Origin of the sequence: Nocardia brasiliensis (genome assembly GCF_011801125.1) — a bacterium.
GTDB lineage: Bacteria > Actinomycetota > Actinomycetes > Mycobacteriales > Mycobacteriaceae > Nocardia > Nocardia brasiliensis_C.
This window is the reverse complement of the sequence record NZ_CP046171.1, coordinates 6,915,833-6,942,323: the sequence shown is the minus strand read 5'-3', so window position 1 is coordinate 6,942,323 and position 26,491 is coordinate 6,915,833. Positions and strand designations below refer to the sequence as shown.

32 protein-coding genes are annotated in these 26,491 nt (G+C 67.6%); 11 read left to right on the top strand and 21 right to left on the bottom strand.

Annotated features, from left to right (window positions below; translation table 11 throughout):
* Positions 1-3: 3 nt before the first annotated feature.
* Positions 4-465, bottom strand: a complete 462-nt coding sequence (locus F5X71_RS31810) for a hypothetical protein (RefSeq protein ID WP_238815581.1) — start codon at positions 463-465, stop codon at positions 4-6.
* A 227-nt stretch (positions 466-692) separates the two neighbouring features.
* Between F5X71_RS31810 and F5X71_RS31805 the strand changes: the two genes are divergently transcribed.
* Positions 693-1,256, top strand: coding sequence for a LysM peptidoglycan-binding domain-containing protein (locus F5X71_RS31805; protein WP_167465312.1), 564 nt, complete (start codon positions 693-695; stop codon positions 1,254-1,256).
* A 74-nt stretch (positions 1,257-1,330) separates the two neighbouring features.
* Here the strand turns inward: F5X71_RS31805 and F5X71_RS31800 are convergent, their stop codons facing one another.
* The 9 genes from F5X71_RS31800 to rpmB all read right to left on the bottom strand — a co-directional run bounded on the left by F5X71_RS31800 (position 1,331) and on the right by rpmB (position 7,858).
* A complete protein-coding gene (locus F5X71_RS31800; protein ID WP_167465311.1) occupies positions 1,331-2,119 on the bottom strand; it encodes an AAA family ATPase in 789 nt (262 codons plus the stop codon).
* Between the two features lie 11 nt (positions 2,120-2,130).
* Positions 2,131-3,756 (bottom strand): MFS transporter, encoded by a 1,626-nt coding sequence (locus F5X71_RS31795; RefSeq protein ID WP_167465310.1) that lies wholly within the window; start codon positions 3,754-3,756, stop codon positions 2,131-2,133.
* 18 nt (positions 3,757-3,774) lie between these two features.
* Positions 3,775-4,443 carry an AAA family ATPase gene (locus F5X71_RS31790; protein WP_167465309.1) on the bottom strand — a complete coding sequence of 223 codons (669 nt, stop codon included), beginning with the start codon at positions 4,441-4,443 and terminating at the stop codon, positions 3,775-3,777.
* Positions 4,440-5,429: an AvrD family protein gene (locus tag F5X71_RS31785; RefSeq protein ID WP_167465308.1), complete on the bottom strand. Its 990-nt coding sequence runs from the start codon at positions 5,427-5,429 to the stop codon at positions 4,440-4,442. The genes F5X71_RS31790 and F5X71_RS31785 overlap by 4 nt, the downstream gene beginning before the upstream one ends.
* A 50-nt stretch (positions 5,430-5,479) precedes the next feature.
* On the bottom strand, positions 5,480-6,469 hold the full coding sequence (locus F5X71_RS31780) for a beta-ketoacyl-ACP synthase 3 (RefSeq protein WP_167465307.1): 990 nt from the start codon (positions 6,467-6,469) through the stop codon (positions 5,480-5,482).
* A gap of 372 nt (positions 6,470-6,841) precedes the next feature.
* Positions 6,842-7,096: a 30S ribosomal protein S18 gene (gene rpsR, locus F5X71_RS31775; protein WP_028477628.1), complete on the bottom strand. Its 255-nt coding sequence runs from the start codon at positions 7,094-7,096 to the stop codon at positions 6,842-6,844.
* Positions 7,097-7,130: 34 nt separating this feature from the next.
* Positions 7,131-7,436, bottom strand: coding sequence for a 30S ribosomal protein S14 (gene rpsN / locus F5X71_RS31770; protein ID WP_167465306.1), 306 nt, complete (start codon positions 7,434-7,436; stop codon positions 7,131-7,133).
* 1 nt (position 7,437) lies between these two features.
* Positions 7,438-7,608 (bottom strand): 50S ribosomal protein L33, encoded by a 171-nt coding sequence (gene rpmG / locus F5X71_RS31765; protein ID WP_167465305.1) that lies wholly within the window; start codon positions 7,606-7,608, stop codon positions 7,438-7,440.
* A 13-nt stretch (positions 7,609-7,621) separates the two neighbouring features.
* Positions 7,622-7,858: a 50S ribosomal protein L28 gene (gene rpmB / locus F5X71_RS31760; protein ID WP_167465304.1), complete on the bottom strand. Its 237-nt coding sequence runs from the start codon at positions 7,856-7,858 to the stop codon at positions 7,622-7,624.
* Positions 7,859-7,953: 95 nt separating this feature from the next.
* Between rpmB and mrf the strand changes: the two genes are divergently transcribed.
* Genes mrf through rpmF form a run of 3 tightly spaced genes read left to right on the top strand, consistent with a single transcriptional unit; the run spans position 7,954 to position 9,714 of the window.
* A complete protein-coding gene (gene mrf / locus F5X71_RS31755) occupies positions 7,954-9,279 on the top strand; it encodes a ribosome hibernation factor-recruiting GTPase MRF (protein ID WP_167465303.1) in 1,326 nt (441 codons plus the stop codon).
* The gene (locus F5X71_RS31750; protein WP_029899997.1) at positions 9,276-9,539 is read left to right on the top strand and encodes a type B 50S ribosomal protein L31; all 264 of its coding nucleotides are present in this window, start codon (positions 9,276-9,278) and stop codon (positions 9,537-9,539) included. Before mrf ends, F5X71_RS31750 begins: the two co-directional genes overlap by 4 nt.
* Position 9,540: 1 nt before the next feature.
* On the top strand, positions 9,541-9,714 hold the full coding sequence (rpmF, locus tag F5X71_RS31745; protein WP_167465302.1) for a 50S ribosomal protein L32: 174 nt from the start codon (positions 9,541-9,543) through the stop codon (positions 9,712-9,714).
* Between the two features lie 56 nt (positions 9,715-9,770).
* On the opposite strand, the gene F5X71_RS31740 is transcribed toward rpmF, so the two are convergent.
* The 7 genes from F5X71_RS31740 to F5X71_RS31710 all read right to left on the bottom strand — a co-directional run bounded on the left by F5X71_RS31740 (position 9,771) and on the right by F5X71_RS31710 (position 16,480).
* Positions 9,771-9,995: a hypothetical protein gene (locus F5X71_RS31740; protein WP_043676421.1), complete on the bottom strand. Its 225-nt coding sequence runs from the start codon at positions 9,993-9,995 to the stop codon at positions 9,771-9,773.
* Between the two features lie 469 nt (positions 9,996-10,464).
* On the bottom strand, positions 10,465-11,478 hold the full coding sequence (locus F5X71_RS31735) for a DUF1906 domain-containing protein (RefSeq protein ID WP_167465301.1): 1,014 nt from the start codon (positions 11,476-11,478) through the stop codon (positions 10,465-10,467).
* Between the two features lie 79 nt (positions 11,479-11,557).
* The gene (locus F5X71_RS31730; protein ID WP_167465300.1) at positions 11,558-12,316 is read right to left on the bottom strand and encodes an MHYT domain-containing protein; all 759 of its coding nucleotides are present in this window, start codon (positions 12,314-12,316) and stop codon (positions 11,558-11,560) included.
* A complete protein-coding gene (locus F5X71_RS31725; RefSeq protein ID WP_029900001.1) occupies positions 12,313-12,879 on the bottom strand; it encodes a GTP-binding protein in 567 nt (188 codons plus the stop codon). Before F5X71_RS31725 ends, F5X71_RS31730 begins: the two co-directional genes overlap by 4 nt.
* Before the next feature lie 49 nt (positions 12,880-12,928).
* Positions 12,929-13,300: a DUF742 domain-containing protein gene (locus tag F5X71_RS31720; RefSeq protein ID WP_029900002.1), complete on the bottom strand. Its 372-nt coding sequence runs from the start codon at positions 13,298-13,300 to the stop codon at positions 12,929-12,931.
* Positions 13,301-13,307: 7 nt separating this feature from the next.
* The gene (locus tag F5X71_RS31715) at positions 13,308-13,715 is read right to left on the bottom strand and encodes a roadblock/LC7 domain-containing protein (protein ID WP_167465299.1); all 408 of its coding nucleotides are present in this window, start codon (positions 13,713-13,715) and stop codon (positions 13,308-13,310) included.
* Positions 13,712-16,480 (bottom strand): sensor histidine kinase, encoded by a 2,769-nt coding sequence (locus tag F5X71_RS31710; protein WP_167465298.1) that lies wholly within the window; start codon positions 16,478-16,480, stop codon positions 13,712-13,714. Before F5X71_RS31710 ends, F5X71_RS31715 begins: the two co-directional genes overlap by 4 nt.
* A gap of 363 nt (positions 16,481-16,843) precedes the next feature.
* Here F5X71_RS31710 and F5X71_RS31705 point away from each other — a divergent pair, with 363 nt between their 5' ends.
* The 7 genes from F5X71_RS31705 (at position 16,844) to F5X71_RS31675 (ending at position 24,078) form a co-directional block, all read left to right on the top strand.
* Positions 16,844-17,530: a response regulator transcription factor gene (locus F5X71_RS31705; protein WP_014988300.1), complete on the top strand. Its 687-nt coding sequence runs from the start codon at positions 16,844-16,846 to the stop codon at positions 17,528-17,530.
* 9 nt (positions 17,531-17,539) lie between these two features.
* Positions 17,540-19,012: a HAMP domain-containing sensor histidine kinase gene (locus F5X71_RS31700; RefSeq protein WP_167465297.1), complete on the top strand. Its 1,473-nt coding sequence runs from the start codon at positions 17,540-17,542 to the stop codon at positions 19,010-19,012.
* 220 nt (positions 19,013-19,232) lie between these two features.
* Positions 19,233-20,660 (top strand): trypsin-like peptidase domain-containing protein, encoded by a 1,428-nt coding sequence (locus F5X71_RS31695; protein ID WP_167465296.1) that lies wholly within the window; start codon positions 19,233-19,235, stop codon positions 20,658-20,660.
* A gap of 80 nt (positions 20,661-20,740) precedes the next feature.
* Positions 20,741-21,235, top strand: a complete 495-nt coding sequence (locus F5X71_RS31690; protein ID WP_218471713.1) for a MogA/MoaB family molybdenum cofactor biosynthesis protein — start codon at positions 20,741-20,743, stop codon at positions 21,233-21,235.
* Positions 21,236-21,935: 700 nt separating this feature from the next.
* The gene (locus F5X71_RS31685; protein WP_167465295.1) at positions 21,936-22,610 is read left to right on the top strand and encodes an MspA family porin; all 675 of its coding nucleotides are present in this window, start codon (positions 21,936-21,938) and stop codon (positions 22,608-22,610) included.
* Between the two features lie 64 nt (positions 22,611-22,674).
* Positions 22,675-23,337 (top strand): MspA family porin, encoded by a 663-nt coding sequence (locus F5X71_RS31680; RefSeq protein WP_167465294.1) that lies wholly within the window; start codon positions 22,675-22,677, stop codon positions 23,335-23,337.
* 90 nt (positions 23,338-23,427) lie between these two features.
* Positions 23,428-24,078: an MspA family porin gene (locus F5X71_RS31675; protein ID WP_167465293.1), complete on the top strand. Its 651-nt coding sequence runs from the start codon at positions 23,428-23,430 to the stop codon at positions 24,076-24,078.
* A gap of 79 nt (positions 24,079-24,157) precedes the next feature.
* On the opposite strand, the gene mscL is transcribed toward F5X71_RS31675, so the two are convergent.
* From mscL to F5X71_RS31655, 4 genes are all read right to left on the bottom strand, one after another.
* Positions 24,158-24,562 (bottom strand): large conductance mechanosensitive channel protein MscL, encoded by a 405-nt coding sequence (gene mscL, locus F5X71_RS31670; RefSeq protein WP_167465292.1) that lies wholly within the window; start codon positions 24,560-24,562, stop codon positions 24,158-24,160.
* 142 nt (positions 24,563-24,704) lie between these two features.
* Positions 24,705-25,355 (bottom strand): SAF domain-containing protein, encoded by a 651-nt coding sequence (locus F5X71_RS31665; RefSeq protein ID WP_167465291.1) that lies wholly within the window; start codon positions 25,353-25,355, stop codon positions 24,705-24,707.
* 87 nt (positions 25,356-25,442) lie between these two features.
* Positions 25,443-25,754, bottom strand: coding sequence for an FmdB family zinc ribbon protein (locus F5X71_RS31660; protein ID WP_167465290.1), 312 nt, complete (start codon positions 25,752-25,754; stop codon positions 25,443-25,445).
* A 68-nt stretch (positions 25,755-25,822) separates the two neighbouring features.
* Positions 25,823-26,419, bottom strand: a complete 597-nt coding sequence (locus F5X71_RS31655) for a 5-formyltetrahydrofolate cyclo-ligase (RefSeq protein WP_428981421.1) — start codon at positions 26,417-26,419, stop codon at positions 25,823-25,825.
* Positions 26,420-26,491 lie beyond the last annotated feature (72 nt).

Genomic DNA, 26,491 nt, shown 5'->3' with positions numbered 1-26,491 from the left:
TCACTACACCGCGCTGAGTACCTGCCGGTTGCCCAGTGGTGACTTCAGTTGCAGGTCGAGCGAGGCGAACACGGCGATCATCGTGCACATCCGGCCGGTGGCATCGGCCCGGGAGCCCGAGCGCAGCTCGACGGTGACGGTCGAATCGGTCTCGCGCACAGTGGCGTCCACGCCGTAGCACTCCGGCGAGCCGGTCTGGAAGTTGACCGCGATCCGATCGTCGGCCAGGCGCGTCCACGAGGTGAACGGGATCGGCCTCGCCCCGACGATGGTCGGATCGGCGGTGAGTTCGCGGCCGCGATCGCTGCCGGCGTCCTCGGTCGGCGTGCTCGGCGCCGCGCTGCTCGTCGTGCTGGTCTTCGGTTGTGCCGCACCATCATCCGAATTGCCACACGCCGCGGCCACCAGGCAGCCGAGCACGATGGCGACAGTTGCGGCGCTGCGGCCGCCGGACATCCGAGTCATGGCACAACCCTAGTGGTGGGTGCGGATGTCGGCGCGCTCGCGCTCGACCATCGCATACCGCACGAGAGACTGCAATAGGACGCACCCCACAGTGAACTTTCGGCGAACCATGCGCGTAATACCTCCGTAACTCCCACTCGAGCAGTATCTTCGGCCTAGATGCGCGCTTGGTGTGGACGGCGGGCGTCGATGTCGGATGCTCTTCAAAACCTTCGAAAGGAAGAACCGTGGGCGACACGCTGCGCGTTGGCGAAGAACTCGGACTGGGCCAGTCCCTGCAGGGAGGTGCGTACAGCCTCACCCTGCAGAGCGACGGCAACCTTGTGCTGTCCGAGCCGGACGGAAATGTTGTGTGGTCCACACTGACTCACAACCAGGGTGTGGAGCGCGCCACCCTGCAGTCCGATGGCAACTTCGTCCTGTACAAGGGCGAGGGTGCGGCCTGGTCCACCGAGACCAATGGCAAGGGTGACGCGGACCGCCTGGTCGTGCAGGCGGACCGCAATGTGGTGCTGTACGGCAAGGACGGCAGCGCGCTGTGGGCGTCGAACACCAAGACCGACAACCCGCTGCCCGCCCCGGAGCCCGCCGCCGAGGCCGCGCCTGCCGCCGAGGAGGTGCCGCCGCCTGCCCCCGAGGTGCGCACCTACACGGTCGAGCCGGGCGACACCCTGTGGGCGATCGCCGAGCGCTTCTACGGTGACGGCAACCGCTACCAGGAGATCGCGAACGCGAGCGGGATCGACAACCCGGATCTGATCAACCCCGGCCAGGTACTGACCATCCCGTAAATCATTGCGGGGTAAGGCAAATGTGGGGCCCGGAGCGAATGCGCTCCGGGCCCCACAGCTGTGTCGCGGTGCGTTCAGTACCGCATGGCGTTCTTGACCCGCTGGCCCATCGACTTCTTGCGCTGGGCGGCCTGGTAGCGCGCGTCGTTCTCGATCACCTTGATGGTGGCCCCGACTCGGCGATGCGCCTCCGCGATGGCCTCCTCGATCGGCATGACGATATCGAGATCGAACAACTCGATGATCTTGTCGATCCGTTCGTGCACGCTGCCGCCGACCACCTCGTACGGGATGCCGAGACCTCGGATCACCTCGAGCAGGGATTGATCGGACAGCTTCCGGAACGACTCGGAGACCGGGCGATGCCCGTCGGCGTGCATCGGAAACTCCACCGGCAGATGGACATACGCGTCGTACAGCGTGGTGGCCCGCTCCTTGACGATCTCGCCGAAGATCTGGGTGTAGTCGCGCACGGGCCCTTTGCGGCCGATGCTGCCGACTGACTTCAGCACCCGGGCAGGCCACGGTGCGCCGGGATTGATACCGACCCGCAGGCGCGCCGTGCCGTACACCCACTCGTGCACCACCGAGCCGTCGGAAACGAAAGAGCCGCCTGCGGATTCGTTCTGCAACCGCTCCTCGAAGCGGCGCAGTCCGAGCTGCAACAGCTCGATCGAGTTGAGTTCGTTGAGCGTCTTGCCCGGCGCGATGTCCATCAGCAGCTGGCGCGCGGTCATCGCGTGGGTACGCGGGATGCCGGTGGCGAGTGAGAGCGCCTCGGTGGTCGTGCTCTTACCGGTCGAGTAGGTCCCGGAGATCGCCAGCCTGATGTGCGGACGTCGCTGTCCGGCTACGAGATACACGCGCCGGCCGTTCAGCGCTCGCCGCGCAGCGGCTCGGCTCGGCGTGCCTGCTCGGGCAGTGGCAGCGGGCGGGTCGCGTCGTCCTCCGGAGGAATGCCGGGCGAGGCCAGCGCGGCCTCGTTCAAGTCCTCGCGGCGCAGCGTGACGAAGGCGACCACGCCGGAGATCGCGGCGAGCACCGCGGTCAGCAGCATGGCCTGGTGCAGTCCGGACAGGTACGCGGAGTCCGCGAGGGCCCGCAGCGGGCCGTCCGGGATCACCTGCGCACCGCCGCCCGCGGCGATCACGTCGGAGACCTCGGCGGCCTTGTCGCCCAGGGCGGTTCGGACGGCATCGGAGTCGGTGAACGCGTCGTCGACCCGGTTCTGGAAGAACGCGCCCACCGCCGCGATACCGATGGCAAGGCCGGCCTGCTGGAAGGTCTCGTTGACCCCGGAGGCCATGCCCGCCTTGTCCGGGATGGTCACCGCGATCGAGAGCGCGGCGCGCGGTGGGCTGAACATGCCCATGCCGAGCCCGATGAGGATCATCGCCGGAATCAGTGCGGTCCAGCCGGAGTCGACGTCGGTGAGCGCCACCGCCGCCAGGCCCGCGGCGATCAGCAGCTGTGAGGTGCCGACCAGGACCGCGGGCGCGAGCTTGGTGACCAGACCGCCGGCGATGGCGGCGGCCACGAACAGCAACAGGGTCAGCGGCAGGAAGCGGATGCCGCTGGCCAGTGCGGAGTAGCCGAGCTGGTTCTGCACGTAGGAGATGAGCAGGAACAGCGCGGGCATCACGGTGAAGGCACAGAGCGCGGTGACGACCGACAACCCGCCGAAGGTGTTGTTACGGAACAGGTTGAGGTCGAACATCGCTTGGCCCCGGCGCGCGAGCTGGACTTTCGCGAACCCGGCGAGCAGCAGCGCCGCGATCACGAAGCAGATGATGATCCGCGCACTGGCCCAGCCGTCCTCCTGGCCCCGCAGCAGGCCGAGCACCAGGAAGAACAACCCGGTCGAGAAGGTGACCATGCCTAGCCAGTCCACGGGTGGCGTTGCGTGGCTGCGTGATTCGCGCATCTTCAGCACGCCCGTGGCGAGCGCACCCACCGTGAGCGGCACGTTGATGAGGAAAATCCAACGCCAGCCCGCGGATTCGGTGAGGCCGCCGCCGATCAGCGGGCCGAAAGCGATCGCGAGGCCGGTCACCGCGCCGAAGACGCCGAAGGCCATGCCGCGGTCCTTGCCGCGGAACTCGTGGCCGAGCAGCGCCGGGCCGACCGCGAAAAGTATTGCCCCGCCGAGTCCCTGCACGAACCGGCCGACGATGAGCACCTCGACGTTCGGTGCGATCCCGCACACCAGCGAGGACACCGCGAAAACGATCATCCCGATGTTGAAGACCTTGCGGCGCCCGATGCGGTCGGCCAGCGAGCCCGCGGCGAGCAGGATCGCGGCCAGCCCGAGGGCGTAGGCGTCCAGAATCCACTGCAGCGACGAGAACGAGGAGTCGAACGCCGAACGGATATCCGGCAGCGCCACATTCACGACGGTCAGGTCGAGCATCAGCATGAAGGTGGCGACGGAAACTCCGACGAGCGTCCAGGTCGCCGTGTCCGATCGCCGGAACGCGGTCTCGGTCGGTCCGATGGGCATAAGCGAATTATCCTCTGCTCAAGGTGCTTTCGATGCGGCGGCGACCGCCTGGGCAGCTGGTACGAGCTCTGGAAGACGATACAGACGGGTCAGGTGCGTGACCACATCCTCGAGTGACCCGCCGAACACGAAATAGGGCACGGTCGAGGCGTGCAACGTCTCGAGCAGTATCCGGTCGATCAGCGTGCGTTGCGCGGCGTCCGCGCCAACCAGGGTCGCCGCATCCAGTCGCAAGTGGATGAACGCGTCGTAGGTCGCGGCCGCGCGGCGGGCGACGATCGCCCCGTGCGCGGCCAGAAAACGCTGCTCGAAAATGCGATTCGGGATATCGCGCGGGTTGGTGAGCCAGCTGAGCAGGCTGCGGCCGCGCCGCACGGACTCGGCCCGTGCCCAGTCGTTGAGCACGGATCCGTCGGAGACGAAACCGGATTCGGCGATCGCCTCGGCGCTGACCCGCCGCTCGAACATGCGCACCGGCAACTCGACGGTCTCGGCGAGCCGCCGCCCGCTCGTGACCACCGAGGACTCCGGTGCGAGACCGGCGTGCGGCAACCCGCTGGCCAGTGACAGCGCGGTGGCCAGCGTGGTCTTGCCGGTGCCGGGGGCACCGGTGATCGCCAGCCGGATGGCCGGTAGCCGCGTCCTGGTACCGAGCGCGGCCGGACCGCGGATGGTGTCGGTGCTCATTCCGGCAGCTGGTGGGCGAGCAGGCAGGAACCGGTGACGCCGTTGAACGCCTTGATCTGGATATCCGCGCTGCGCCAACGGCTTCCACCGCGATCGATGATCGAGGCGCGGCGGATCTCCAGGATGCCCTCGAAGGTGTCCTCGATCGGGCGGTGCGGCCCGGCCGTGATGAACTCGAGCTTGCGCATCCAGAGCGTGTTGCTGTTCGCGCGGGTGAGCGAATCCAGGTGGTAGAGCAGGATTTGCGACGACTGCGCCGCGCCGACCACCGAGTCGATGGGGGAGGAGCTGTAGGAGTACGCGGACTCCGCGCCGGAGTAGCCGCCGACCTGGCCCGGCGTGATCCGGTGCTGTCCGGTGATCCGGGTGCCGGTCTCGTCGATCGTGAGTTCGCTCGCGGTCAGAGTGTGATTCACCAGGCCGTTGAGGTAGTAGTGCGGTGCGGGACCGAAGATCTCGGCGAGACCGCCGAATTCGTCCGAGCCGGGTTCGGACTGTGCGCCGACCCCGGGCGGGTGCACGATCGACAGCGAGCCGGACAGCGGGCCGACCTGGAACTTGAACGTGGTCTCGATCTCGGACTCGGTGGTGTCGGAGGCGCCGACGACTTGCGCGACGACCGGAATATCGGCCAGATCCTCGTGCGGCGCGGCGCCGGCCCGCACGGTGGCATGGCGCACCCACGAGCGCGCCGACTCCGCCGGGGACAGTTGCCGCGACCGCACCACCGCCGCGTCACACAGCGCCGCGGCGAGCATGACGGTGTCGACGCTGCTCACGTGCGGCACGAGTTCGCCGCCCGCCTTCGACGACCAGCCGCTGGGATAGGTCAGCCGGGCGCGGCCCGCATGCTCGGCGCCCTCCTGATTGGACCGGCTCAGGGACAACCGGGTGAACTCGCGGCCCACGTTCTTGTAGCCATCGCCGAAATACCGACTGGAGTGCGGGCCAAGGGGTTCGTCGTAACTGGAGAATGACTGTTTCATATTTGGCACCGCACTTTCGAACACAGATCGAACAGATGACACAAAGCGGATCAGGCGACCGGTGGAAGGCCGAATACCTGTCCCGCGTACGACAATCCGGCCCCGAACGACACCTGCAACGCGAGCTGTCCGGGTTTGGCTCGCTCGGAGGTCACCAGGTCGTCGATGGCCAGGGGAAGGGCCGCGGCGGAGGTGTTGCCCGAGCGCCGGACGTCGTCGGCGATCGCGACCGACTGGTTCTCCCAGCCGAGCTCGCGGACCACGCTGTCGATGATGCGCTGGTTGGCCTGATGGGGAATGAACACTTCCACCTCCGACAGCGCGACCTCGCCCGCCGCGGCGATCTCGCGCACCAGGCCGGGGACGGTCGCGGTGGCCCAACGGAATACGGAGGTGCCGTCCATCTGCAGTGATGGACGCACGAGGGTGGGGTCGGCGCGGAACTCGTCCCAGGTGGGCTCCTGGCGGATCAATCCGGCGTACGCGCCGGAGCTGCCCCACACCGTCCGGCGGATATGCCCGGCCTCGACGCGCGTCACCAGGGCCGCACCCGCGCCGTCGCCGAAGATCGGCCCGACCGACGCCTGTGCCAGGTCGATATTGGTGCTGAGTTTTTCCGAGCCGATCACCAGAATCGTGTCGGCCTGACCGGAATTGATCAGTGCGGCGGCCTGGCCGATGCCGTGCGAATATCCGGAACACCCTGCGGAGATATCGAATGCGGCGGGACTGCCGCAGCCGAGTTGCGCGGCGACGGCCGGCGCGGCCGCCGGCGTCTGGGTGAGTTCGGTCGAGGTGGCGAGCAACACGACATCGACCTGGGCCGCACGCATTTCGGCAGCGCTGAGTGCCGCGTCGGCCGCGGCGGCGGCCATGGAGGCCACTGTCTCGTGTGCACCCGCGAAGCGTCGTTCGCTGACTCCGGTCCGGCGGACGATCCACTCGTTGTCGACGTTGAGGCCGGGGGCCAATTCGGCGTTGGACACGACCCGGTCGGGTCGATAGACGCCAATCATTGAAATGCCGGCCTGCAAAGTCATGTCACGACCTCTCAATCACCCGGCGAAGGTCCGTTACTGGTCTGTTACCAGTGAGGTAATCTAACATTCTGTGGGTGACCGGGTGTGAGTACATCTGGCTATAACACCAGAACTCCACCCGGGTGTGACCGATGTCACAAGTGAAGTGGTTGCTTGCAAATCCGCTGTGCGCCAAAGTGTTCGAGCTATCTGTCGGATAGGTGAACAGTGGGGGCGCATGAAGTGTCCGGCAGGACAGGGTTTTTCGGCAATTCCCTGCATAGCGTGTGTTCACCGTGACGAACTTCGTTGCGATGGTGTGGCTTCCGGGGGTGCGCTATGCAAAGCATCGGCGACGCCTCGCGTGGGAGGCGTCGCCGAGGGTGGTTCGATCTAGCGGCTGGTGAACGGCAACAGTGCCATCTCGCGGGCGTTCTTCACGGCGATGGCTACCTGGCGCTGCTGCTGCGGGGTGAGCCCGGTGACCCGGCGGCTGCGAATCTTGCCTCGATCGGAGATGAACGTGCGCAGCAGGTTGACGTCTTTGTAGTCGACCTTCTCGATGCCCGCGGCGATGAGGGGGTTCTTCTTCGGGCGGCGGGCCTGCTCGGCGCGAACCTTCTTCGACGGTGCTCGCTTGACTGCCATATGACGGGATCCTTCGTACGAGAACAGTGGTTGTCTACCAGCTCGATTTGCGCACACCGGGCAACTCGCCCCGATGGGCCATCTCGCGCACACGCACACGGGAAAGGCCGAACTTCCGCAGGTGACCCCGTGGTCGCCCGTCGGCGGCGTCCCGATTGCGCAATCGTACCGGACTGGCATCGCGCGGCTGTCGTCGCAGCTCAGCCTGGGCCGCGGCACGCACGCTGTCCGAAGTGTCCGGCTTGCGGATCAGTTCTTTCAGCTCGGCGCGCCGCGTGGCGAAGCGTTCCACGACGGCGCGGCGTTGGGCGTCGCGGGCGATCTTCGACTTCTTCGCCACCTCAGCGCTCCTCGCGAAAATCGACGTGCTTGCGGACCACTGGGTCGTATTTGCGCAGCACCATCCGGTCGGGATCGTTGCGGCGATTCTTTCTGGTCACGTACGTGTACCCGGTGCCTGCGGTGGATTTCAGTTTGACGATCGGCCTGATCTCGGTCGACTTCGATGCCATGGGTTGCTCCTGATCAGATCTTGTCGCCGCGGGCCCGGATGCGCGCCACCACGGCCTCGATCCCGTCCCGGTCGATGGTCTTGATGCCCTTGGCCGACACGGTCAGCGTGACCCGCCGTCCCTCGCTGGGCAGGAAATAGGTCTTGCGCTGGATGTTGGGGTTCCAGCGGCGGCTCGTCCGCTTGTGTGAGTGCGAGACGGACTTGCCGAACCCGGGCTGACGCCCGGTGACCTGGCAGTGCGCCGACATGCGGGCTCCCTCCGGTAGATGACAATCATTTTCGACAACGGCTGCTCGACAATGTACCGTCGACCTACGGCAAATGAAAATCGTTATCGAAAGGGGTGCTGTTCGTGCTCCCACCTGAGGCCGACCGACGCACGCCCGTCGTGGTGCTCGCGGGTTTCGCCGGGCTCGCCGAGACCGGCGTGCACCAGGCCGCGACCGCGCTGTGCGACGCTCCCGGCGGCGCGGGCACCGTCGTCGTGCAGCACGACCTGCGCCAGCTGCGCGAGGGCGTTGTACATCGCACGGTGCGCAGCGCGAGCTACGAATCCTCGGACGTGCTCGAGCTCGCGCACGGCTGTGTCTCCTGCACGTTGCGCCGGGATCTGCTGCCGCTGCTGCGCACCCTGGCCGCGCGGGACTCCGTCGAGCGCATCGTGCTCGCCCTCGATCCGGCCTTCGAGGCCGAGGCCGTCTGTCAGGCGATCGAACACGTGGTGGTCGAGGGCATCCTGGGCCGGGTCGACGCCCCGGCGAGCCGGGATGTGCGCATCGAGGCGGTGCTCACCTGCCTGGACGCCGGCACGTGGCTGGCCGACGCGACCGGCGACGAGACGCTGACCGAACGCGGTCTCGCCCGCGCCGACGACGAACGCACGGTGGCGCAACTGGCCGTCGGTCAGGTCGAATTCGCCGATGCCGTGCTGGCTTTGGGGCCCGCCGAGGGCGGTGGTGCGGCCGATCGCGGCAGGCTGGCCGCAGTGCTGACAAGGCTGGTGCCCGACGCGCCCGTGGCCTGGGTCGACGACCCCGCGACGCTGCGGAGCGATCAGGTCGAGGCGTTGCTCGCGAAGGTCCCCGCGCACGCGCGCCGCGGCCGGGTGTTCGACGCGCACGCGCCGCTGCTGCGTGGGCAACCGCCGCTCAGCAGCGACTACGGCGTCACCCTCATGGAATTCGCCGCGAGCCGGCCGTTTCATCCGGCCCGGCTGCACGAGGCGCTCGACGTGCTCTTCGACGGCGTTGTCACCGCGCGCGGCCGGATGTGGCTGGCCACCCAGCCCGACGAGGTGGCGTGGCTGGAGTCGGCGGGCGGTGGGCTGCGCGTCGGCAGCGCGGGGCGCTGGCTGGCCGCGATGTCGGAAGCGGAGCTGGCGCAGGCGGATCCGGATCGGCGGGCGATGGCCGCGCTGCGCTGGGACGACCAGTTCGGCGACCGGGACATCTCGCTGGTGATCCTCGTGCACGACGCCGACCCCGCCGAGATCCGTACCGCGCTGCACTGGGCACTGGTGGAGGACGACGAGCTGCGGCTGGTCGAGCGCGCACCGGAGCGGGTCGCCGAATGGGAGGACCCGTTCGGCAGCTGGCACGCCGACCCCTGCGACAGCGACGTGCCCATACCGGTCGAAGAGGGCAACAGCCCGAGAGGAGAAGCGAAGTGAAGACAGGGATTCATCCGGACTACCACCCGGTGGTGTTCGAGGACGCGGGCACCGGCAAGCAGTTCCTCACCCGGTCTACCGCGACCAGCGCGAACACCGTGCAATGGTCCGACGGCAATACCTATCCGTTGATCAAGGTCGACGTGACCGCCGACTCGCACCCGTTCTGGACCGGCGCGCACCGCGTGCTGGACAGTCAGGGTCGAGTGGAGAAGTTCGAGCGCAAGTACGGCAAGCGCACCCGGCGCGGGGAGGCCTGAGATGGCGGTGCCGAAGCGGAAGATGTCGCGCTCGAACACGCGCAGCAGGCGGGCCCAGTGGAAGGCGACGCCGCCGGATCTGGTGCCGGTGACCGTCGGCGGTGTGGTGCACAAGGTGCCGCGTCGTCTGGTCGCCGCGGTCCGGCGCGGATTGATCGATCTGGACCGGATCTGACCCGAAAACGACGGCGGGCCCGCGCAGACGTTGCGCGGGCACGCCGTCTTTGTCTGCTATCCCTCTTTTTCGGCGAGGTCCGCGAGCGTCGCGGCGAGCCGGAAGTACTTGTTGCTGGCGAGGTCGGCGATCGACTTGATCTTGAGCGCCTCCAGCAGCTGCTTGTCGTGCGCTTCGGTGAGACCGGCGAGGGCCGAGGGCGGAGCGGAGAGGATTTCCTTGAGCGACTTGTTCTCGTACGCCTTGTCGAGAGCCTTGTCGAGCACCACGTTGACGGCCATGCGAACTCCTTCGAACGAACCTGAATGTGCGGCGCCCGATCGAGCGCCTTGTGCCAGCCGACGATAACGCGCGCCGTGCCGTCGTGGGCGACGAACGCGCCGACCATCGGACACGGCGATCGTCGGACTTGTCACGCCGGGTTGATGGCGATGATCGGCCCCCTGTCCGGGTTGTCCGCAATTGGACAGCTATCGGCATGCTGCCGATGACTGGGTGACCTCGTGGACAATGGAATTGCGGCAGAATAGCTGCTGAATGAAATACGTACTGTGAGTTGGTTATTGGGTGTCGGAAAAGTCTTCGGGAAGTGATGCGTTCGTGCCTCGACGCCGGTACCCTCGTGCGAGAGGGCGGGTTCTCCCGGTTCCCGGGAGAGCCCGCTCATCGCCAAACTTCCTGGCTACAAGGCGTTCTCGGCCGCGGCTCGGGCCGCCACAGCAGCCGAACCCCCCATCGCGGCACTAGAAATCATCGCGTCGAACGCGCTCCCGGTGCGCCGCTGTCCTGCTTGTCCGCGACACTACCCGGCAAGCCGGGCAATTCGGGCAAAAGTGCCTCCAGTCGGGCCAACTGCTCGCCGACCACCGCCGCGGGCCCCTCGATCAACGAGAACGGCCATGGCCAATGCCTGCCGTTCAGCCGCGCCACCTGCTCGACCAGATCGGCGGTCGTCGCCTCCAATTCGCTGATCTCGGTGCGCAGTTCGCCGACCTCGTCGGTCAATTCGTCGATCCGTGCCATGGCGGCCGCCAGCCCGTCCACCAGGGTGCGGTTGCGGCCCTGCGCGTCGGTCCCCAACTGCGGCCAGCCCGCCAAACCCGGCCCGCGCAACTGGATCTGGATATCGCGCAGCACTGCCTCTTGCTCCGGCGTCACGTCGCCGTCCTCCTGTACCGAGTAATCCCACTGGCCGAAATCGGTCGTCTCGGCCACGTTCACATCGCAGAGCACGCCGCCGACGATCTGCTGGCGCGAGGTCTGATGGATATTGCGGCGCGTCTCGACATTGCCGCCCGACCAGGCATCGGTCTGCCACGCCCAAGTGGCGCTGCCCGCGTCCAGCGCGCGGCGCACCGACCAATAGCCGCCGTAGATCCCGACATTCGCGCGCCCGAGTACCGTCGCCGCGCCGTCCAGGTAGGCGTTGAGGCGCTGTTGGTCCTGCGGTGTCGCATCGAAATCGGCGGAGAAGTAGATCGGCCGATCCGTCCGGCCGCCGCAGCGCAGCACCTGCGCCAGGCCGGCGCGGGCATCGACGATGCCCGCGCCGTAGCCGTCGAGCATGCGCGCCGCGGTGGTCTCCCAGTTCGACGCGATCGAAATGCCGTGTGCGCGCAGATCATCGGCCTCGGCCGGGGTCAGCATCTTGCCGGGCAGGGTCGGCCCGCCATCGGACAGATACCGGACAACGAAGTCGAACCCCGCCGCGCGGATCGCCGCGCCCCCCGGACGACCGGCGGCGTAGTCCAGACCGAAACGCATGGCTCTCACTGTAAATCGGCGCGCGGCGGAATTCCGGGCCATTGGCGAACCGGTGCGATCGCGCACCGGCCGCCGGAACTCAGCGGCTCGAACTCGGCTGCAGCGGCCGGATCGCGACCGGAGCGCGGCGTTCCGGCGCGACCAGGATCGCGCTGATCGGAATGGCCAGTGACATCATGCTGATCACGAACACTGGAACGAAGAACCCGAACAGGTCCTCGCCCTGCGGTGTGACCCCACTGGTGGAGACATGGGTCTGCAGACCCGCGAGATCGGTGTAGTGCATACCGGCGATCCCGGCCGCGAACACCAAAGAGGCGCCGACCAGAACCGACAGCGGACGCCAGGTCTGGGTGAACCACAGCGCCGCGAGCGAGGTCACGATCGCGACGCCGGCCGCGGCCAGTACCAGCGGCATCCGCAGGCTCGCCGAGCCCTGGATCCGGATCGCGTCCAACGCGAGGAAATGCATCAGGCCGAAGCCCGCGCCCATGACCACACCGGCGGCGATCAGCCGCGGTACCCGCGCCACGGTGCCGTTGATCGTCAGCGCGGCCCACACCGCAAGCACCGAAACGAGCACGGACAAGATCACATTCGTGACGTCGTAGCGAACCAGACTGCCGTGCACCGAGAAACCGAGCATCGAGATGAACACCGGCAGCCACACCCCGATCCCGCCGATCGAGACCGCCGCGGCCGCTTGCCACACGGTGCGGAACCGGCCGGTCGAGGACTTGGCCGACTGCCGGATACAGGTGAACCCGATCAGCGCGCCGACCATCGACACCGCCGCGGACAGCCCGATGAGCCAGTAGCCCATGTTGAAGTAGCTCAAAGCACCGCCTGTTCGCGTTCCTGCACGGCCAGGCGCTGAATGGCGTATTCGGTCACCGCGGCCAGTGATTGGCGAACCTCGTTGGCGTTGCGTGCGTCGATGTCCACGATCGGCACGCCCTCGCGCACGGCGAGCGCCTCACGCAATTCGGCGATCGGGAATCGCGGCGCGTTCGGAAAACGGTTGACCGCGACCAGGAACGGCAGGTTGCGTGCCTCGAAGAAGTCGACGGCGGCGAAGCTGTCCTCCAGTCTGCGGGTGTCGATCAACACGACGGCGCCGATCGCGCCGCGGATCAGGTCGTCCCACATGAACCAGAAACGCCGCTGTCCCGGCGTGCCGAACAGGTAGAGCACCAGGTTGCCCGGCAGGATGATCCGGCCGAAATCCATGGCGACCGTGGTGGTTTCCTTCTCCGGCGTATCGGCGAGGTCGTCGATGCCGTCGGAGAACCTGGTGACCATTGCCTCGGTCCGCAGGGGAACAATCTCCGACACCGCACCGACGAACGTCGTCTTACCCGCGCCGAAACCGCCGGCCACGACGATCTTCGTCGAGGCCATCCGATTTTCCGTTTCGCCCTGGCCGGGGTTGGTGTCGGGCCCGATCTTCCTATAGGGCACGGAGTCCACGCAAAGTCCTCTCCATCAAACTACGACGCTCGTCGAAACTCGCTTCGTCGGTCAGTGTCGAATGCACCCGCAGGATGCCGTCGACGACGAGGTCACCGATCATCACCCGGACCATGCCCAGCGGCCGATCCAGATGCGCGGCGATCTCGGCGACCGACAACCGGTGCGTGCCGAGCCGAAGGATATCCGTGCGGACGTCACCGGTGGGCCAGTCGAGATGCGCAGTGTAGGACAGGGTCTCGATGACCGCCTCCATCGGCAGGTCGACGGCGGGCTCGGTACGCCCCGAGGTCAGGGCATAGGGTCGGACGCGAGTGGTCGGTTTAGGTCCAGGTCCGAATGGATTGGACATCTCACGCTCAAACCGCGGTACGGGCGGTGGCCGTGACCACCGAGCCGACCCGGTCCACCAGCAACGCCATCTCGTAGCCGATCCGGCCGATGTCGTGCGACTTGTTGGCCAGCACGGCGATGTGGGATCCGTTGCCCACGCTCATCACCAGCAGGTAGCCGCGCTGCATCTCCACGATCGACTGCATCACCTTGCCGCCGTCGAACAGCGACGCGGCGCCCATCGAGAGGCTGGCCAGGCCGGCCGTGACGGCGGCGAGCTGTTCGGCCCGGTCCGGGGGTAGGTGCGGGCTGGTCGCCTGCAGCAGGCCGTCTGCCGACACCAGCACGGCATGGGACACGCCGGGCACGTCCCGGGTGAACCGGGCGACCAGCCAATTCAGGTTCTCATCCGTGGTGCTGTTCGCGTTGGTCATGCAAGCCCTCCGTCGTTGTACTGCGCATTGGCCCGCCCACTGCGGACCCCACTGAGATGCCTGGTGAGGTTGTTCCGGATTTCCTCCGGGTCACGGGCTCCCGATTCGTCTGCTTGGGCCAAACCGCCGGGGACGAGCTGGGCGCCCGGCGTGCGGATGGGAAGTCCACCGGTGGTCCGCCCGGTCGGGGTGGGTCGGGTCGCTTCCTCGGCGGCCATCCAGCCCGCGTCCGCGGGCGAAGTCCAGGTCGTCTCCGCGCTTTGCGAACTTGCGGGCTCGACCAGCCATTCCGACACCATGCGCTGGTAGATCGGGGTCGGCGAGGCCCCGGCCACCGGCTGCAACCGGGAGGAGGTCAGCGCGGGCTCCGGCTCCGGTTCCGGCGCGCTCGGTTCGGGCTGTGACGCGTTGGCGGGCCGCCGGATGGGCAGGCCGGACCGCGACGTGGTCGCCCGGACGGTGGGTTCGGTGACGCCGCTGTGCTCGTCGAGATCGAGCGAGCTCTCGTGCTCCGGTTCGGTCCACAGGCTCGCGGGACGGTCCGGCTCGGCGTCGGCCGCCTTCTTCGCGCCGTTGCCGGATTCGTCGGCGGTCGGCGGGCCGAACGGCGAGCGCTCGTCGGCCGGGGCGTTGATCGACCACGGCTGGGTCGGCGGCTGTGAATCAGGGTCGCTGTCAGGGGTATTGGTGCGCGTTGCCATCGACACCGTCGGCTGTCCCGGTGCCTCGGCGACCCGGATCGCGGGCCTGCGTTGCGGGAGCCCGTTGCTGGTCACGTCGAAGCGCGTCGAGTTCTGCTGCGGCAGGTTCGGCACCGGGACCAGGTTGCGGGGCTGGGTGTTACGCGTCTGGGTGCCGGTGGACACCGCGTAGTCGCCGGTCATCGGCACCGGCGGATGGCCGGACGGGTCGGTGGCATCCAGCGGCGGCGAGACCAGCCCACCCGGCAGGTGCACGCTCGCGGTGATGCCGGGCTGCTGCGCCATGGTGGAGGTGCGGCGCAGGTTCGTGGTGATCGTATGCCGCTTGGCCAGCCTGCCGACGACGAAAAGACCCATGCGGCGGGCGGTCTCGACGGTGACCTCACCACCGGAACTCAGCCGGTCGTTGATGGCGCGCAGGTCCTCGGTCGACATGCCGAGACCGCGGTCGACGATCTCGATCAGATACCCGCCGTCCACGGCCCTGGCCACCGAGACGGTGACCGGGGTGGTGGGCGGGGAGTAGCGCAGCGCGTTGTCGATCAACTCCGCGAGCAGGTGCTCGATATCGATGGCGGGCTCACCGGCGACCACGCCGTCGGGCACCGCGGTGATCTCCACGCGCTGGTAGTCCTCGACCTGAGATACCGCGCTCCACAGCATGTCCGAGAGCTGGACCGGGTGCAGCTGGCCGCGGCGCAGCGCTGTACCCGCGAGCACCAGCAGGTTGTCGCCGTTGCGGCGCATGCGGGTGGCGAGGTGGTCGAGGCGGAACAGGCTCTGCAGCCGCTCGGTGTTGTCCTCGTCGTGTTCGAGGTCCTCGATCAGCGCCAGCTGCTGCTCGACCAGTGACTGGCTGCGGCGCGAGAGAGTCTCGAACATGCTGCCGATCTGCAGTCGCAAGCGGGCCTGCTCGGCGGCCAGGTGCAGCGACGCCTGGTGGATGTCGTCGACCGCGCGGGCCAGCTGACCGATCTCCTCGGTGGTGCTCACATCCACCGGCGCGATCTCCGGTGTCGCGCCGCCCGCGCGCACCACCTCGATCTCCTTGGGCAGGTCCACGTGCGCGACCTGGAGCGCGTCGTGACGCAGCCGGCGAATCGGCAGCACCAGCGAGCGCGCGACCGCGAGCGCCAGCGCGAGGCCGGCCAGCAGCGTGCCGACCACGATCGCGACGTCACGCAGCACGGCGCTGCGCAACTCGGTGGTCCGGTCGGCGAGCTTGGTGTCGACCAGGCCGAGCAGGGTGCTCGTGGCCTGGCGGTAGCTGTCGGTGCTGGTCTTGAGCGAATCGACGATGACGGGATTACCGCTCGGATTGTTCGGGTTCTGGCTCAGCGCGCCGATGCGGGCCTGCACCGCCTGGATCAGCGTCGGCGCGTTGATCGCCGACTCGGGGCTCAGCTCGGTGTAGATGTTCACCATCACGAGCTCCGCGCCGAGGGTGGTCAGCATGTTGCCGAGCACGGCCATGTTGTTGCCCGGACCCGCGGTGGCGACCATGATCTGTTCCTGGGTGAGCACGCGATTCGCGTTGGCGATCAGACCGAGCTGCAGGAAGTACCGCTGGATGATCACCTCCTCGATCGAGGAGGACACCGAGGTCGCGGTCACGATGCGGGTGCCGACCTCACCGACCTGCTCGCCGATGGTCATCGGCGAGGCGGTGCGCAGACCGTTGCGCATGGTCCGGCCGACCGCGATCGCGGCGCCGAGTTCCTTGTTGAAGCTGTCGCTCGATTCGCTCACCCGCAGCGCGGTTTCCAGATCCGCCGCGGCCTGATCGAATTTGGCCGCGATGGGGTCGAGCTGGTCATCGGGTTTGGCGGTGATCGCCGCGACCGCGAGCGTCTCGGTGGCCTCGCCGAACGCGAGCATCGGGCGCAGGATGCGGGCCTGCTCCGTCGCGGCGTCGAGCTTGGAGATCACGCCGAGCTCGTCCTTGATGCGGAGCCCGGCGAACGCCGAGGCGAGCAACACCGGTAGCAGCAGTACGATGCCGACCTTGCGCGTGACGGGCAAGTTGGACAGGCTGAAATACCAGGAACGCGGTTTTGCTTCCATTCCGCTTCCGTCGCCTCCACTCCGCGCAGGGCCCTCGGGACGGCACGTGCTGTTCAACGTATATGGGATCTACCCGCCGAGAACCAACTAAAGGTCTTCTTTTTACCGCACGGAACATACCGCGCAGGCGGACCGTCGGCAATCCGGGGGACAAGGTCTGATGGTGCCCGAATATGGCTACACGTAACAGGTTTCGCGTTGCACTAGTTCGACAGTCTACAGACTAACTGGACAGATGATCTAGTTGGCTCGAGTACGCCGTTTGCTGGTGGGCTGCTGTCGCCGGAGGGCCGTCCGGTCCGGCACGGCGTGTCGGAGGTCCCCTCTCAGTCGCCTCTCAGTCGATACGGTCAAACTGGTCGCATGCGCATTCTGGTAGTAGACGACGATCGCGCCGTCCGCGAGTCGCTGCGCCGGTCGCTGACCTTCAACGGCTACTCCGTCGATCTCGCGGTGGACGGCGTCGATGCCCTGGAAAAGGCAACCGATCAGCGACCGGACGCGTTGGTGTTGGACGTGATGATGCCGCGGATGGACGGCCTCGAGGTCTGCAGGCGCTTGCGCAGTACGGGTGATGATCTTCCCATTCTGGTTTTGACAGCACGGGATTCGGTATCCGAGCGCGTCGCCGGACTCGATGCGGGCGCGGACGACTATTTGCCGAAACCCTTCGCTTTGGAAGAATTACTCGCTCGATTGCGGGCACTGCTGCGCCGCACGACCGCCGACCCCGGCGAGACGTCGGAGGCAATGACGTTCGCGGATTTGTCGCTGGATCCGGTGACCAGGGAGGTCTCCCGCGGCGAACGGGCGATCAGCCTCACCCGCACCGAGTTCTCGTTGCTGGAAATGCTGATGGCCAATCCGCGCCGGGTGTTGACTCGCAGCCGCATCCTCGAGGAGGTCTGGGGCTATGACTTCCCGACCTCGGGCAACGCGCTCGAGGTGTACATCGGGTATTTGCGGCGCAAGACCGAGGCCGACGGCGAACCCCGACTCATTCACACCGTGCGCGGTGTCGGCTACGTCCTGAGGGAGACGCCCCCGTAGGGGCAGACCATGGCACGAAATGTTCCCAAGCGGCCGGTGGTCGCGGGGCTCGGTCAACCGGAGCCGCCGGAGATGCGGCCGCCGATTCCGCTCACCCGTTCTGTCTCGCTGCGCTGGCGCGTCACGTTGCTGGCCGCGTCGGTGGTGGCCATCGCGGTCGCGGTCACCTCGATCGCGGCCTACGCGATGGTGGCCCGCTCGCTGTACGGCGATGTCGACGCACAGTTGCGGACCCGCGCCGCGACGATGATCAACAGCGACATCGACAACATTCCGTTCCAGTCGCTGACCATGGCGACGCTGTTCTCCAACGACATCGGGGTCGGGATCATCTACCCGATTCCGGCGGGCGCGCCGCCAGGCGCCGCCACCGGGTACGTGCCGCCGCAACCGGCCAAGCCGCCGATCGGCCCCCAGGAAATGGCGGTGGCGCGCAACGAGATGTCCTCGTCGTTGCGCACCTACAAGAACCAGCGCGTGCTGGCCAGGCGTACGGATGCGGGTGTCACGCTGGTGATTTCGCAGCGGCTCGACCCGACCAGGGCGGTGCTCGACCGGCTCGCCTGGCTGCTGTTCGTGGTCGGCGGCTGCGGCGTGGTCCTGGCCGCCGCGGCGGGCACCGCGGTCGGCCGCACCGGGCTGCGCCCGATCGCGCGGCTCACCGCGGCGACCGAGCGCATCGCTCGCACCGACGACCTGACGCCCATTCCGGTCACCGGCGACGACGAATTGGCGCGTCTCACCGAGAGTTTCAACACCATGCTGCGCGCGTTGACCGAATCACGGGACCGCCAGCGCCGATTGGTGGCCGACGCCGGACACGAATTGCGCACGCCGCTCACGTCGTTGCGGACCAACATGGAACTGCTCATCGCCTCCAGCAGGCCGGGCGCGCCGCGGCTACCCGACGAGGACATGGCCGAACTGCGCGCCGACGTCATGGCCCAGATCGAGGAATTGTCCACGCTGGTCGGCGATTTGGTGGATCTGGCCCGGGAGGACGCGCCCGAGGCGGTCTACGACCGGGTCGATCTCGGCGAGGTCAGCGAGCGCGCGCTGGAGCGGGTCCGGCGGCGGCGCTCCGGGATCGAGTTCGTCGCGGATCTGCGCCCCTGGTTCGTGTACGGCCACGAGGCAGGCCTGGAGCGGGCCATCCTCAACGTGCTCGACAACGCGGCGAAGTGGAGTCCGGCCGGTGCGCAGGTGCACGTCACCATGCGCGAAACCGGTTCTCGGCTGCTCGAATTGGTGGTCGACGACGCGGGACCCGGCATTCCGCCCGCGGAGCGCGAGCTGGTGTTCGAACGGTTCTATCGGACCACGGCGTCGCGCTCGATGCCCGGCTCCGGACTCGGTCTCTCGATCGTCAAGCAGGTGGTGACCAAGCACGGCGGAACCATCGCCATCGATACCTCGCCGCGCGGCGGCACCCTGGTGCGCATCGTGCTGCCCGGCGAGGCGGGCGTGGCCACGGTCGAGTGATTCGGCGGCCGACCCCTACCCGCGCCGCGAGGTCTCCCACATGCGCAGGTCGATGCGTACGCTGTTGCCTGGGTGCGGGCAGGCTCGGCCCGGTAGCGGTGGTCGCGTGCGGCCGCGAGAAGTGGGTAGACATCTCGGACAATTGAAAGCACGGTCTCAGTCCGCTCTCAGTCGTCGTCGTCAAGCTGGTCGGCAGACGTTGAGGAGAAACGAGGAGTCCATGACCGAGGATTCGCAGGACCGGCGCGACGAGGCGGCGAACGCCACGCCACACCGGCCGCAGCCGACCGAACAGATCCCGGCAGCGGCGGCGGGCCAGCCGTACGCACCGGACCCCGCCTATTCGCAGCAGGCGTACGGGGCGTTCGAAGCGCAGCATCCGATGGGTCAGTACCCGCCGCCTCAGCACACCCAGTCCTTCCCCGGCCCCGACTACGGCGCGCCGCCGCCGTACGACCCGAACGCCGGCTTCGATGCGCAATCGGCGCAGGGCGGCCCGTTCGAGGAGCCCAAGCAGCCCCGCAGGCCGATCCGCACCGGCCTTGTCGCGGGCGCGGTCGCGCTCGCCCTGGTCAGCGGCGGCGTCGGTGGCGCGGTCGGCGCGCTGGTCAGCCATTCCGACAAGGGGAGCTCGGTCGTCACCAACGCGCTCGACCAGCCGAAGCCGAACGTCAACAACGTCTCCAACGCACCGGCCGGCTCGACCCAGGCGGTGGCGCAGAAGGTGCTGCCCAGCGTGGTGATGATCAAGGTCGCGAGCAGCCGGGCCGAAGGCGAGGGCTCCGGGGTGGTGCTGTCCTCCGACGGACTCATCCTGACCAACAATCACGTGGCCGCGGGCGGCGGTCCGAACGCCAAGATGGAGGTCATGTTCTCCGACGGCAGCACCGCGCCCGCCACCATCGTCGGCGCGGACCCCGTCTCGGACCTGGCCGTCATCAAGGTCAGCGGAAAGAACGGCCTGACCCCGATCGAGCTCGGCACCTCGTCGAACCTGCAGGTGGGCCAGCCGGTCGTGGCGATCGGCTCGCCGCTCGGCCTGGCAGGCACCGTCACCACCGGCATCGTCTCCGCGCTGAACCGTCCGGTGTCGACCAGCGGTGAGGGCGCGCAGAATCCGGCCGCCGCGAACCCGGTGATCGACGCGATCCAGACCGACGCCGCGATCAACCCGGGTAATTCCGGTGGCGCCCTCGTCGACGGCAACGGCAAGCTCATCGGCATCAACACCGCCATCGCCAGCCTCGGCGGCAGCGAGATGGGTGTCGGTCAGCAGAGCGGCTCGATCGGCCTCGGCTTCGCCATCCCGGTCGACCAGGCGCGCCGCGTCGCCGACGAACTCATCAAGACCGGCCACGCGACCTACGCGCAGATCGGCGTCAAGATCCAGAAGCAGGACACCGCCAACGGCGCGCGGGTGCTGGAGTCCACCCCGGACGGGCCCGCCGCCAAGGCAGGCATCCCGGCGGGCGTGGTCGTCACCAAACTGAATGACCGGACCATCGATTCGGGTGACGCGCTCGTCGCGGCGGTCCGCTCGCACCAACCGGGAGACAAGGTGAAGGTCACTTATACCGATGAACAGGGCAACAATCCGAAGACCGTCGAGGTGACCCTCACCGGTGCGCCCGCGGACGGCGGACGGTGATGCGCGTGCTGCAGGGCGGTTGGACTCCGCTGCTCGACACGGCCGCCGAGGTTCTCGGCGCAGGCGCTACGGTGAGCAGCATGGAAATCGATGCTCCTGTGGCGGGGCGTGCACTGGTGGTGGTCGTCGATGATCGAACGGCGCATGGAGGTGTTGACTCGCTCGGCCCGCTGGTCACCGAGCTGCTCACCGAAGCGGGCTTCCTGGTGGACGCCTCGGTTTCGGTGCAGGCCGACGAGGTCGAGATCCGCAATGCGCTCAACACCGCGGTGATCGGCGGTGTCGACCTGGTCATCTCGGTCGGCGGCACCGGCATGTCGCCGCGCGATGTCACGCCGGAGGCCACCTCGCAGGTCCTCGATCGCGAATTGCCCGGCATCAGCGAGGCGCTGCGCTCCTCCGGCCGGGTGGCGGGTTCGCTCGACGCCGGCCTGTCCCGTGGCGTCGCGGGCGTTTCCGGCAGCACCCTGGTAGTGAACCTGCCGGGCACCCGGGCCGCGGTGCGCGACGGGATGGCCACGCTCGGCCCGCTCGCCAGCAAAGTGATCGGCGAGCTCTCCGGATTGGTCGAATAATTACGGTTTCCAGTTCTTCCGACGACATCCCTCGTCCGGCAGCGCGCCGGGCGAGGGATGCGGCACGTCTGGCCGCTATCTTCGGCGACACCCTCCCAGACACTACCCGCGACGAACGCGATCACGATTCGGATAACGCATCGTCGACCGATGATTGGCTGCGTTCTCAGATTCCGCCGCATCACGGCTGATTGCCGATATCTACGTAGTTGCTACGTAACGTCCGGTCGGATTCCTCGCGATTCACTCGCTCATGTTTCACATCGGGGATTCGCCCCGCATTCTCATACGGCCCTGTCTCGTATTCGGCGCTTGGCGTTTTGGCGACTCGGTCGGCACCGTCCGGTCGGTCCGGCTGTCTCCGTCACGCAATTCACGCACGTCAAATAGCATTCTTCTGTTATCAACTGTGATCTACATCACATTGATCTTTATGAAAGCTCGCGTTGCAGCGTCGTTACCTAGCGTTTAATGTTCGCCACGAGCCACCCACACTGGACTTCATCGGCCCGGGTGCGGCACGTACGCGTCGACCCGGCGGAACCTGGCTCGGTTCCGTTGCCAGCCGGCACGTCGCGGCGACCTTAATTGCTGGTTACATACTGGCAACAAAAGGGCGACAAACTGGGCTGGGCCTGCGAGGACCACTGTCCAGCCTCGATGGTCGAGGCTGACTGTTTTAAACCTGATGAGGGGAAGTATGAGCGAGAACCGCACCAACGGTCTGCGCCGCGGTGCCCGCGTCGCGGGCGTCGGCGCTGCCGCTGCCGTGGCCATGGGCCTCCTTTCGACCGGCGCCGCCAGCGCTGATGTTTTTGTGCCGTTGCCGGACGGCCAGAAGCTCGGACCGGGCGTGACCATTACCCGTACCGGAGAGCACGCCATCGTCTCGCCGTCGCTCGCCGCCAACGGCGCGGGCCGCGTCGTCTGGGTCTCCGGTAACGCCTCCGCGGATGTCACCGACACGCCCGAGGGCAAGGTCGGCCCCTGGAACGGCGCGACGAACAAGCCCGGCACCAACAACTCCTCGACCCACGGCGCGTCCCAGCTCAACACGGGCTACATCATCGGCTGCCAGGTCAGCATCGCCGACGACGCGATCTCCGTCGGCGTCTCGGGCAAGGTCAACCTCACCAGCGGTGGCATCGGCGGTTCCGTCGGCGTGAAGCTGGGCCCCGGTGACGTCAAGTTCGTGCAGATCGAACTGAAGGACATCACCAAGGCTGGTACCTACTCGGTCGAGTACCAGGACGTCGAGATGGAAATCCAGGGCTGCGCGGGCTACGCCCAGGCGCGCTCTTACACCGTGGTCGAGATCATCGGTGACAACTACTCGAAGACCACCCTCTACGGGGCGCCGTTCAGCATTGGCTGACGACTGTCGAACTGTTGAACACCTTTCTCGCTGAAACGAACTCAACCCCTGAGGGAATTAACAAATGATCAACCGTAAGAACTTGGTGCGGGCAGCCGGTGTCGGTGCCGCCGCAACCATCGCCATGGGCCTGTTCTCCATCGGTGCCGCGAATGCGGACACCTTCGTGCCGCTGCCCGGCGGCGAGATCACCAAGACGCTGTCCGACGGCACCGTGGTGACGGTCCGCCTCGTCAACGAGTCGGCGAACATCAACCCGTCCATGGGCTCGACTCCGGTGCACCGCAACGCGTGGGTGTCCGGTTCGGCGCAGGTCGAGATCAATGGCACCGCGACGGGCAAGATCCGTCCGGGCTACGTGGTCGGCTGCCAGGTCAACATCGCCGGCGGCGGTGCCAACGGTGGCGCTGACGCCAGCGGCAAGTGGGACGGCAGCAGCGGCGACGTCGGCGGCAGCGGCGGCGGCAACCTGACTCTCGGCCCGGGCGAGGCGACCTCGTTCTACCTGCTCGACCGTGAGGTTGCCGATGACTTCGGCAACGAGGATCACTCGACCCAGATCACCTTCAAGAACGGCAAGGGTTCGGTCACCTGGGCCGACTCCACCATCGGCCTCAACGGCTGCGCCGGCTACGCGCAGGCGCGTGCCTTCGTGAAGGTCAAGGTCGAGACCAGCAACGTCATGTCCTACGTGACGCTGTGGGGCCAGCCGTTCAGCCTCGGCTGATCTCTGCTCGCGCACTCGCACATCACGAGCGGGCCCGTCGCCACCGCGACGGGCCCGTTCGGTGTTTCCGCTAGGGGTCGATAAATCACGATGATCAACCGCAAGAATCTGCTGCGCCGGGCCGGGCTCGGTGCCGCCGTCGCCGTCGCGATGGGTCTGTGTTCCACCGGCGTGGCCGAGGCGGGCACGTTCGTCCCGCTGCCGGGCGGCGAGCTGACCAAGACGCTGGCCGACGGCACCGTGGTGACGGTCGCGCTGGTCGGTGAATCGGTCGAGGTCGAGCCGTATCTGGGACTGCTACCGCTGCCCCGCAATGCCGCGGTCTCCGGCCGGGTGCGCGTCGAGCTGTCCGGTCCGCCCGAAGGCAAGGCCGGCTCGATCTTCCCCGGCTACACCGTCGGCTGCGAAGCCGACGTGAGCGGCGGTATCACCGGCGACCTGGACGCGGCCGAGCCGCGCGCCGGTGCCGTCACCGAGGGGGCGCTGGTGCTCGGTCCTGGCCAGGTGCAGTCGTTCTACGTGCGCGGCCTCGAGCAGGCGGGCGATCTCGGCACCGAGGTGTACACCGCGCGCAACCAGTTCGAGGGCAGCAGCGGCTCGGTCAGCTGGACCAACGAGACCATCGCGCTCTACGGGTGCAGCGGACCGGCGCAGGCGCGCGCGTTCGTCAGCCTCAGCGTGGAAACCGATCAGCTCGTCACGTGGATCACGTTGTGGGGCGAGCCTTTCAGTCTTGATTGAGGCCAAAACTCAACCAGCACAAGAAAAGACAAGCCCGTCGCGATCGCGACGGGCTTGTGCTTTTGCCGGGCAACGGGTTTCAGGACTCGTGTTTGCCACCCGCGCTGCGCTGACCCTCGGCCAGCAGATCGCGGATCTGGATGAGCAGCTCGGTGTCGCTCAGCTCGACCGCCTCCTTGCTGAACTTTTTCTTCGCATGGGTGGCGGGCAGCACGAGCACGAAGTACAGCACGGCGGCGATGATCACGAAGTTGATCGCCGCGGTGATGATCGGGCCGACCTGAACGAAGGTCGCGGGTTTGTCGGCAACCAGTTGGAAGCCGAGGCCCAACTCGTTGCTGCCGCCGAAGACGGCGAGGATCGGGTTGACGATGCCGTTGGTGAACGCGGTGACGATCGCGACGAAGGCGGTGCCGATGACCACGGCAACCGCCAGGTCTACGACATTTCCGCGGAACAGAAAATCCTTGAAACCCTTGAGCATTGCCGATGTCTCCTCTACTTGTGGAGCTGACAAGTCGAGCTGCCGGGCGACACCTATCCGGTACGGGCGATGCTAGTTGACCTTGATGGCAAATGGGTGGACAACATCCGAGCGGGCCGTCCGGCAGGCCCGTTCGTCGCGCTCAGTGGAAGACGACGGCGAGTGCGGTGTGCAGCGACGCGGCCGCGACGACCGCGGCGTGCTCAGCATCCATCGCGACCAGCACCACCCGCTCCTTGACCGCTCGTCCGTCGCCGGGCCCGGATACCAGGACCACCGCGGCATCGGTGGCCAGGGTGCGGGCCGGTCTGCTGCCCTGTTCCGCACCGCCGATCACGTCGACCCGGTCGCCGGCGCGCAGGATCTCGGTGACCGCGGTGTCGGCGAGCCGGATCGGCACGATTCTGGCGTCGCGCGCGCCGGTCGCGACGGCGGCCAGCCGGGGCCCGACCACGCGCAGATCGGTGAACACCTCGCCGGCGCGCGTGGCGCCCGTCAGCGTCGCGCCGAGCACAGTCGTGGGATCGCGCACCACACCGGTGGGCAGGGTGGCCGATTCGCGGGGCTCGGCCCGCAGGTCACCGTCGGTGAGGACGTGTCCTGGCGCGAGGTCGCGACCCGCGACGACCACCGTCGTGCGTTCGGCGTCCGGGTCACCGCGGAGAAAGAGGACCGCGGCCAGCACGACCAATCCGGTGGCAAGCACGCGCCGCGCCAGCAGACTGTCGGCCCACGGCGGTCGCTGCCATGTCGCGAAGTGTTCGCGGCCGAGATCGGCGAAGGGTCGAGTCATGGCCGGAGCTTATGCCCGCGACCGCCCTCGATCGGCCCCGAAAAGGGCTGGTTGTGGATAAACGAAAGCCTGGGGACAGCCAGCGGATCAGCTGGCCACGGCGGTGCTCGCCGTGGTGCTGCTGCCGTTGGACGAGCTGGAATCCGAGGAGCTGGACGAGCTCGAGCCGCTGTCGGACTTGCCGTTGTCGGACTTGGCGGGCTCGCTCGCGGTGGACGCGCCACCACGGCTGTCGGTGCGGTAGAAGCCGCTGCCCTTGAACACGATGCCGACCGAATTGAACAGCTTGCGCAGCTTTCCGGAGCACTCCGGGCAGACCGTCAGCGACTCGTCGGAAAAGGACTGAACGATGTCGAAGCGGTTGTCACACTGGGTGCACGCATACGAGTAAGTTGGCACAGCATCCTCCGCGAGTTTCGTCATCTGGCACTCTACAGCCGACAGTGCCAACGTTGCCAATCCGCCGTTCATTCCGTCGCGTGATCTTCGCCAAGCTGTTGCAGCCCGCCCCCGGGCGTGAGCGCCCAGCCCATCCGGCGGTCGTGCGGTTCCTCGGGCAGCCGGGACACCACTTCGTCGTCGCGGACCACCGCCACCAATCGGGCGTCCGGCCGCGCCGCCGACAGCGTGCGGTCGTAATAACCCGCTCCGCGCCCGAGCCGCACCCCGCGCCGGTCGACGGCGAGCGCGGGCACCAGGATCAGCTCGGCCCAGCCGACCGCCGCGCTGGTCAGCGCCGCGCCGGTGGGTTCGAGCAGGCCGAACCTGGCCCGGCGCAAGCTCTCTCGGCCCGCGTATTCCGCCCAGTCCAGCGGGCCCGGCGGTCCGGTCACCGGAAGCAGTACGCGGGCACCCGCCGTGCGCAGCGCGTCGAGCAGCTCGAGTGTCCCGGGTTCGCCGCGGACCGGCACATACGCGCAGACCCAACTGTCGAGGTCGAGCCCATCGATCGCGGCGGCGAGGGCGCGCGCCTCTGCCGCGTGCACCTCGGGCGGCAGTGCCGAACGTCTCGCAAGAATCTCGGTGCGCCATGCATGTTTCCCGCGCTCGCCGGGCATCTCCATGGCGATCACCATAGGCTGGCCGGAACTACCGGTCGGCTCGACAGCGAGTCAGAGGCTGTGAGGATGGATAGG

Coding starts and splice junctions, on each gene's coding strand:
- F5X71_RS31690 (WP_218471713.1), top strand. CDS start 20,741: ATGGAAATCGATGCTCCTGTGGCGGGGCGTGCACTGGTGGTGGTCGTC.
- F5X71_RS31715 (WP_167465299.1), bottom strand. CDS start 13,715: ATGACCAACGCGAACAGCACCACGGATGAGAACCTGAATTGGCTGGTC.
- F5X71_RS31810 (WP_238815581.1), bottom strand. CDS start 465: ATGACTCGGATGTCCGGCGGCCGCAGCGCCGCAACTGTCGCCATCGTG.
- F5X71_RS31725 (WP_029900001.1), bottom strand. CDS start 12,879: ATGGCCTCGACGAAGATCGTCGTGGCCGGCGGTTTCGGCGCGGGTAAG.
- F5X71_RS31790 (WP_167465309.1), bottom strand. CDS start 4,443: ATGAGCACCGACACCATCCGCGGTCCGGCCGCGCTCGGTACCAGGACG.
- F5X71_RS31720 (WP_029900002.1), bottom strand. CDS start 13,300: ATGTCCAATCCATTCGGACCTGGACCTAAACCGACCACTCGCGTCCGA.
- F5X71_RS31705 (WP_014988300.1), top strand. CDS start 16,844: ATGCGCATTCTGGTAGTAGACGACGATCGCGCCGTCCGCGAGTCGCTG.
- F5X71_RS31665 (WP_167465291.1), bottom strand. CDS start 25,355: ATGACTCGACCCTTCGCCGATCTCGGCCGCGAACACTTCGCGACATGG.
- F5X71_RS31675 (WP_167465293.1), top strand. CDS start 23,428: ATGATCAACCGCAAGAATCTGCTGCGCCGGGCCGGGCTCGGTGCCGCC.
- mscL (WP_167465292.1), bottom strand. CDS start 24,562: ATGCTCAAGGGTTTCAAGGATTTTCTGTTCCGCGGAAATGTCGTAGAC.
- F5X71_RS31685 (WP_167465295.1), top strand. CDS start 21,936: ATGAGCGAGAACCGCACCAACGGTCTGCGCCGCGGTGCCCGCGTCGCG.
- F5X71_RS31695 (WP_167465296.1), top strand. CDS start 19,233: ATGACCGAGGATTCGCAGGACCGGCGCGACGAGGCGGCGAACGCCACG.
- rpmG (WP_167465305.1), bottom strand. CDS start 7,608: ATGGCATCGAAGTCGACCGAGATCAGGCCGATCGTCAAACTGAAATCC.
- F5X71_RS31680 (WP_167465294.1), top strand. CDS start 22,675: ATGATCAACCGTAAGAACTTGGTGCGGGCAGCCGGTGTCGGTGCCGCC.
- F5X71_RS31740 (WP_043676421.1), bottom strand. CDS start 9,995: ATGGCCGTCAACGTGGTGCTCGACAAGGCTCTCGACAAGGCGTACGAG.
- F5X71_RS31710 (WP_167465298.1), bottom strand. CDS start 16,480: ATGGAAGCAAAACCGCGTTCCTGGTATTTCAGCCTGTCCAACTTGCCC.
- F5X71_RS31655 (WP_428981421.1), bottom strand. CDS start 26,419: ATGGAGATGCCCGGCGAGCGCGGGAAACATGCATGGCGCACCGAGATT.
- F5X71_RS31700 (WP_167465297.1), top strand. CDS start 17,540: ATGGCACGAAATGTTCCCAAGCGGCCGGTGGTCGCGGGGCTCGGTCAA.
- F5X71_RS31735 (WP_167465301.1), bottom strand. CDS start 11,478: ATGCGTTTCGGTCTGGACTACGCCGCCGGTCGTCCGGGGGGCGCGGCG.
- F5X71_RS31780 (WP_167465307.1), bottom strand. CDS start 6,469: ATGACTTTGCAGGCCGGCATTTCAATGATTGGCGTCTATCGACCCGAC.
- rpmB (WP_167465304.1), bottom strand. CDS start 7,858: ATGTCGGCGCACTGCCAGGTCACCGGGCGTCAGCCCGGGTTCGGCAAG.
- F5X71_RS31795 (WP_167465310.1), bottom strand. CDS start 3,756: ATGCCCATCGGACCGACCGAGACCGCGTTCCGGCGATCGGACACGGCG.
- rpmF (WP_167465302.1), top strand. CDS start 9,541: ATGGCGGTGCCGAAGCGGAAGATGTCGCGCTCGAACACGCGCAGCAGG.
- rpsR (WP_028477628.1), bottom strand. CDS start 7,096: ATGGCAGTCAAGCGAGCACCGTCGAAGAAGGTTCGCGCCGAGCAGGCC.
- F5X71_RS31785 (WP_167465308.1), bottom strand. CDS start 5,429: ATGAAACAGTCATTCTCCAGTTACGACGAACCCCTTGGCCCGCACTCC.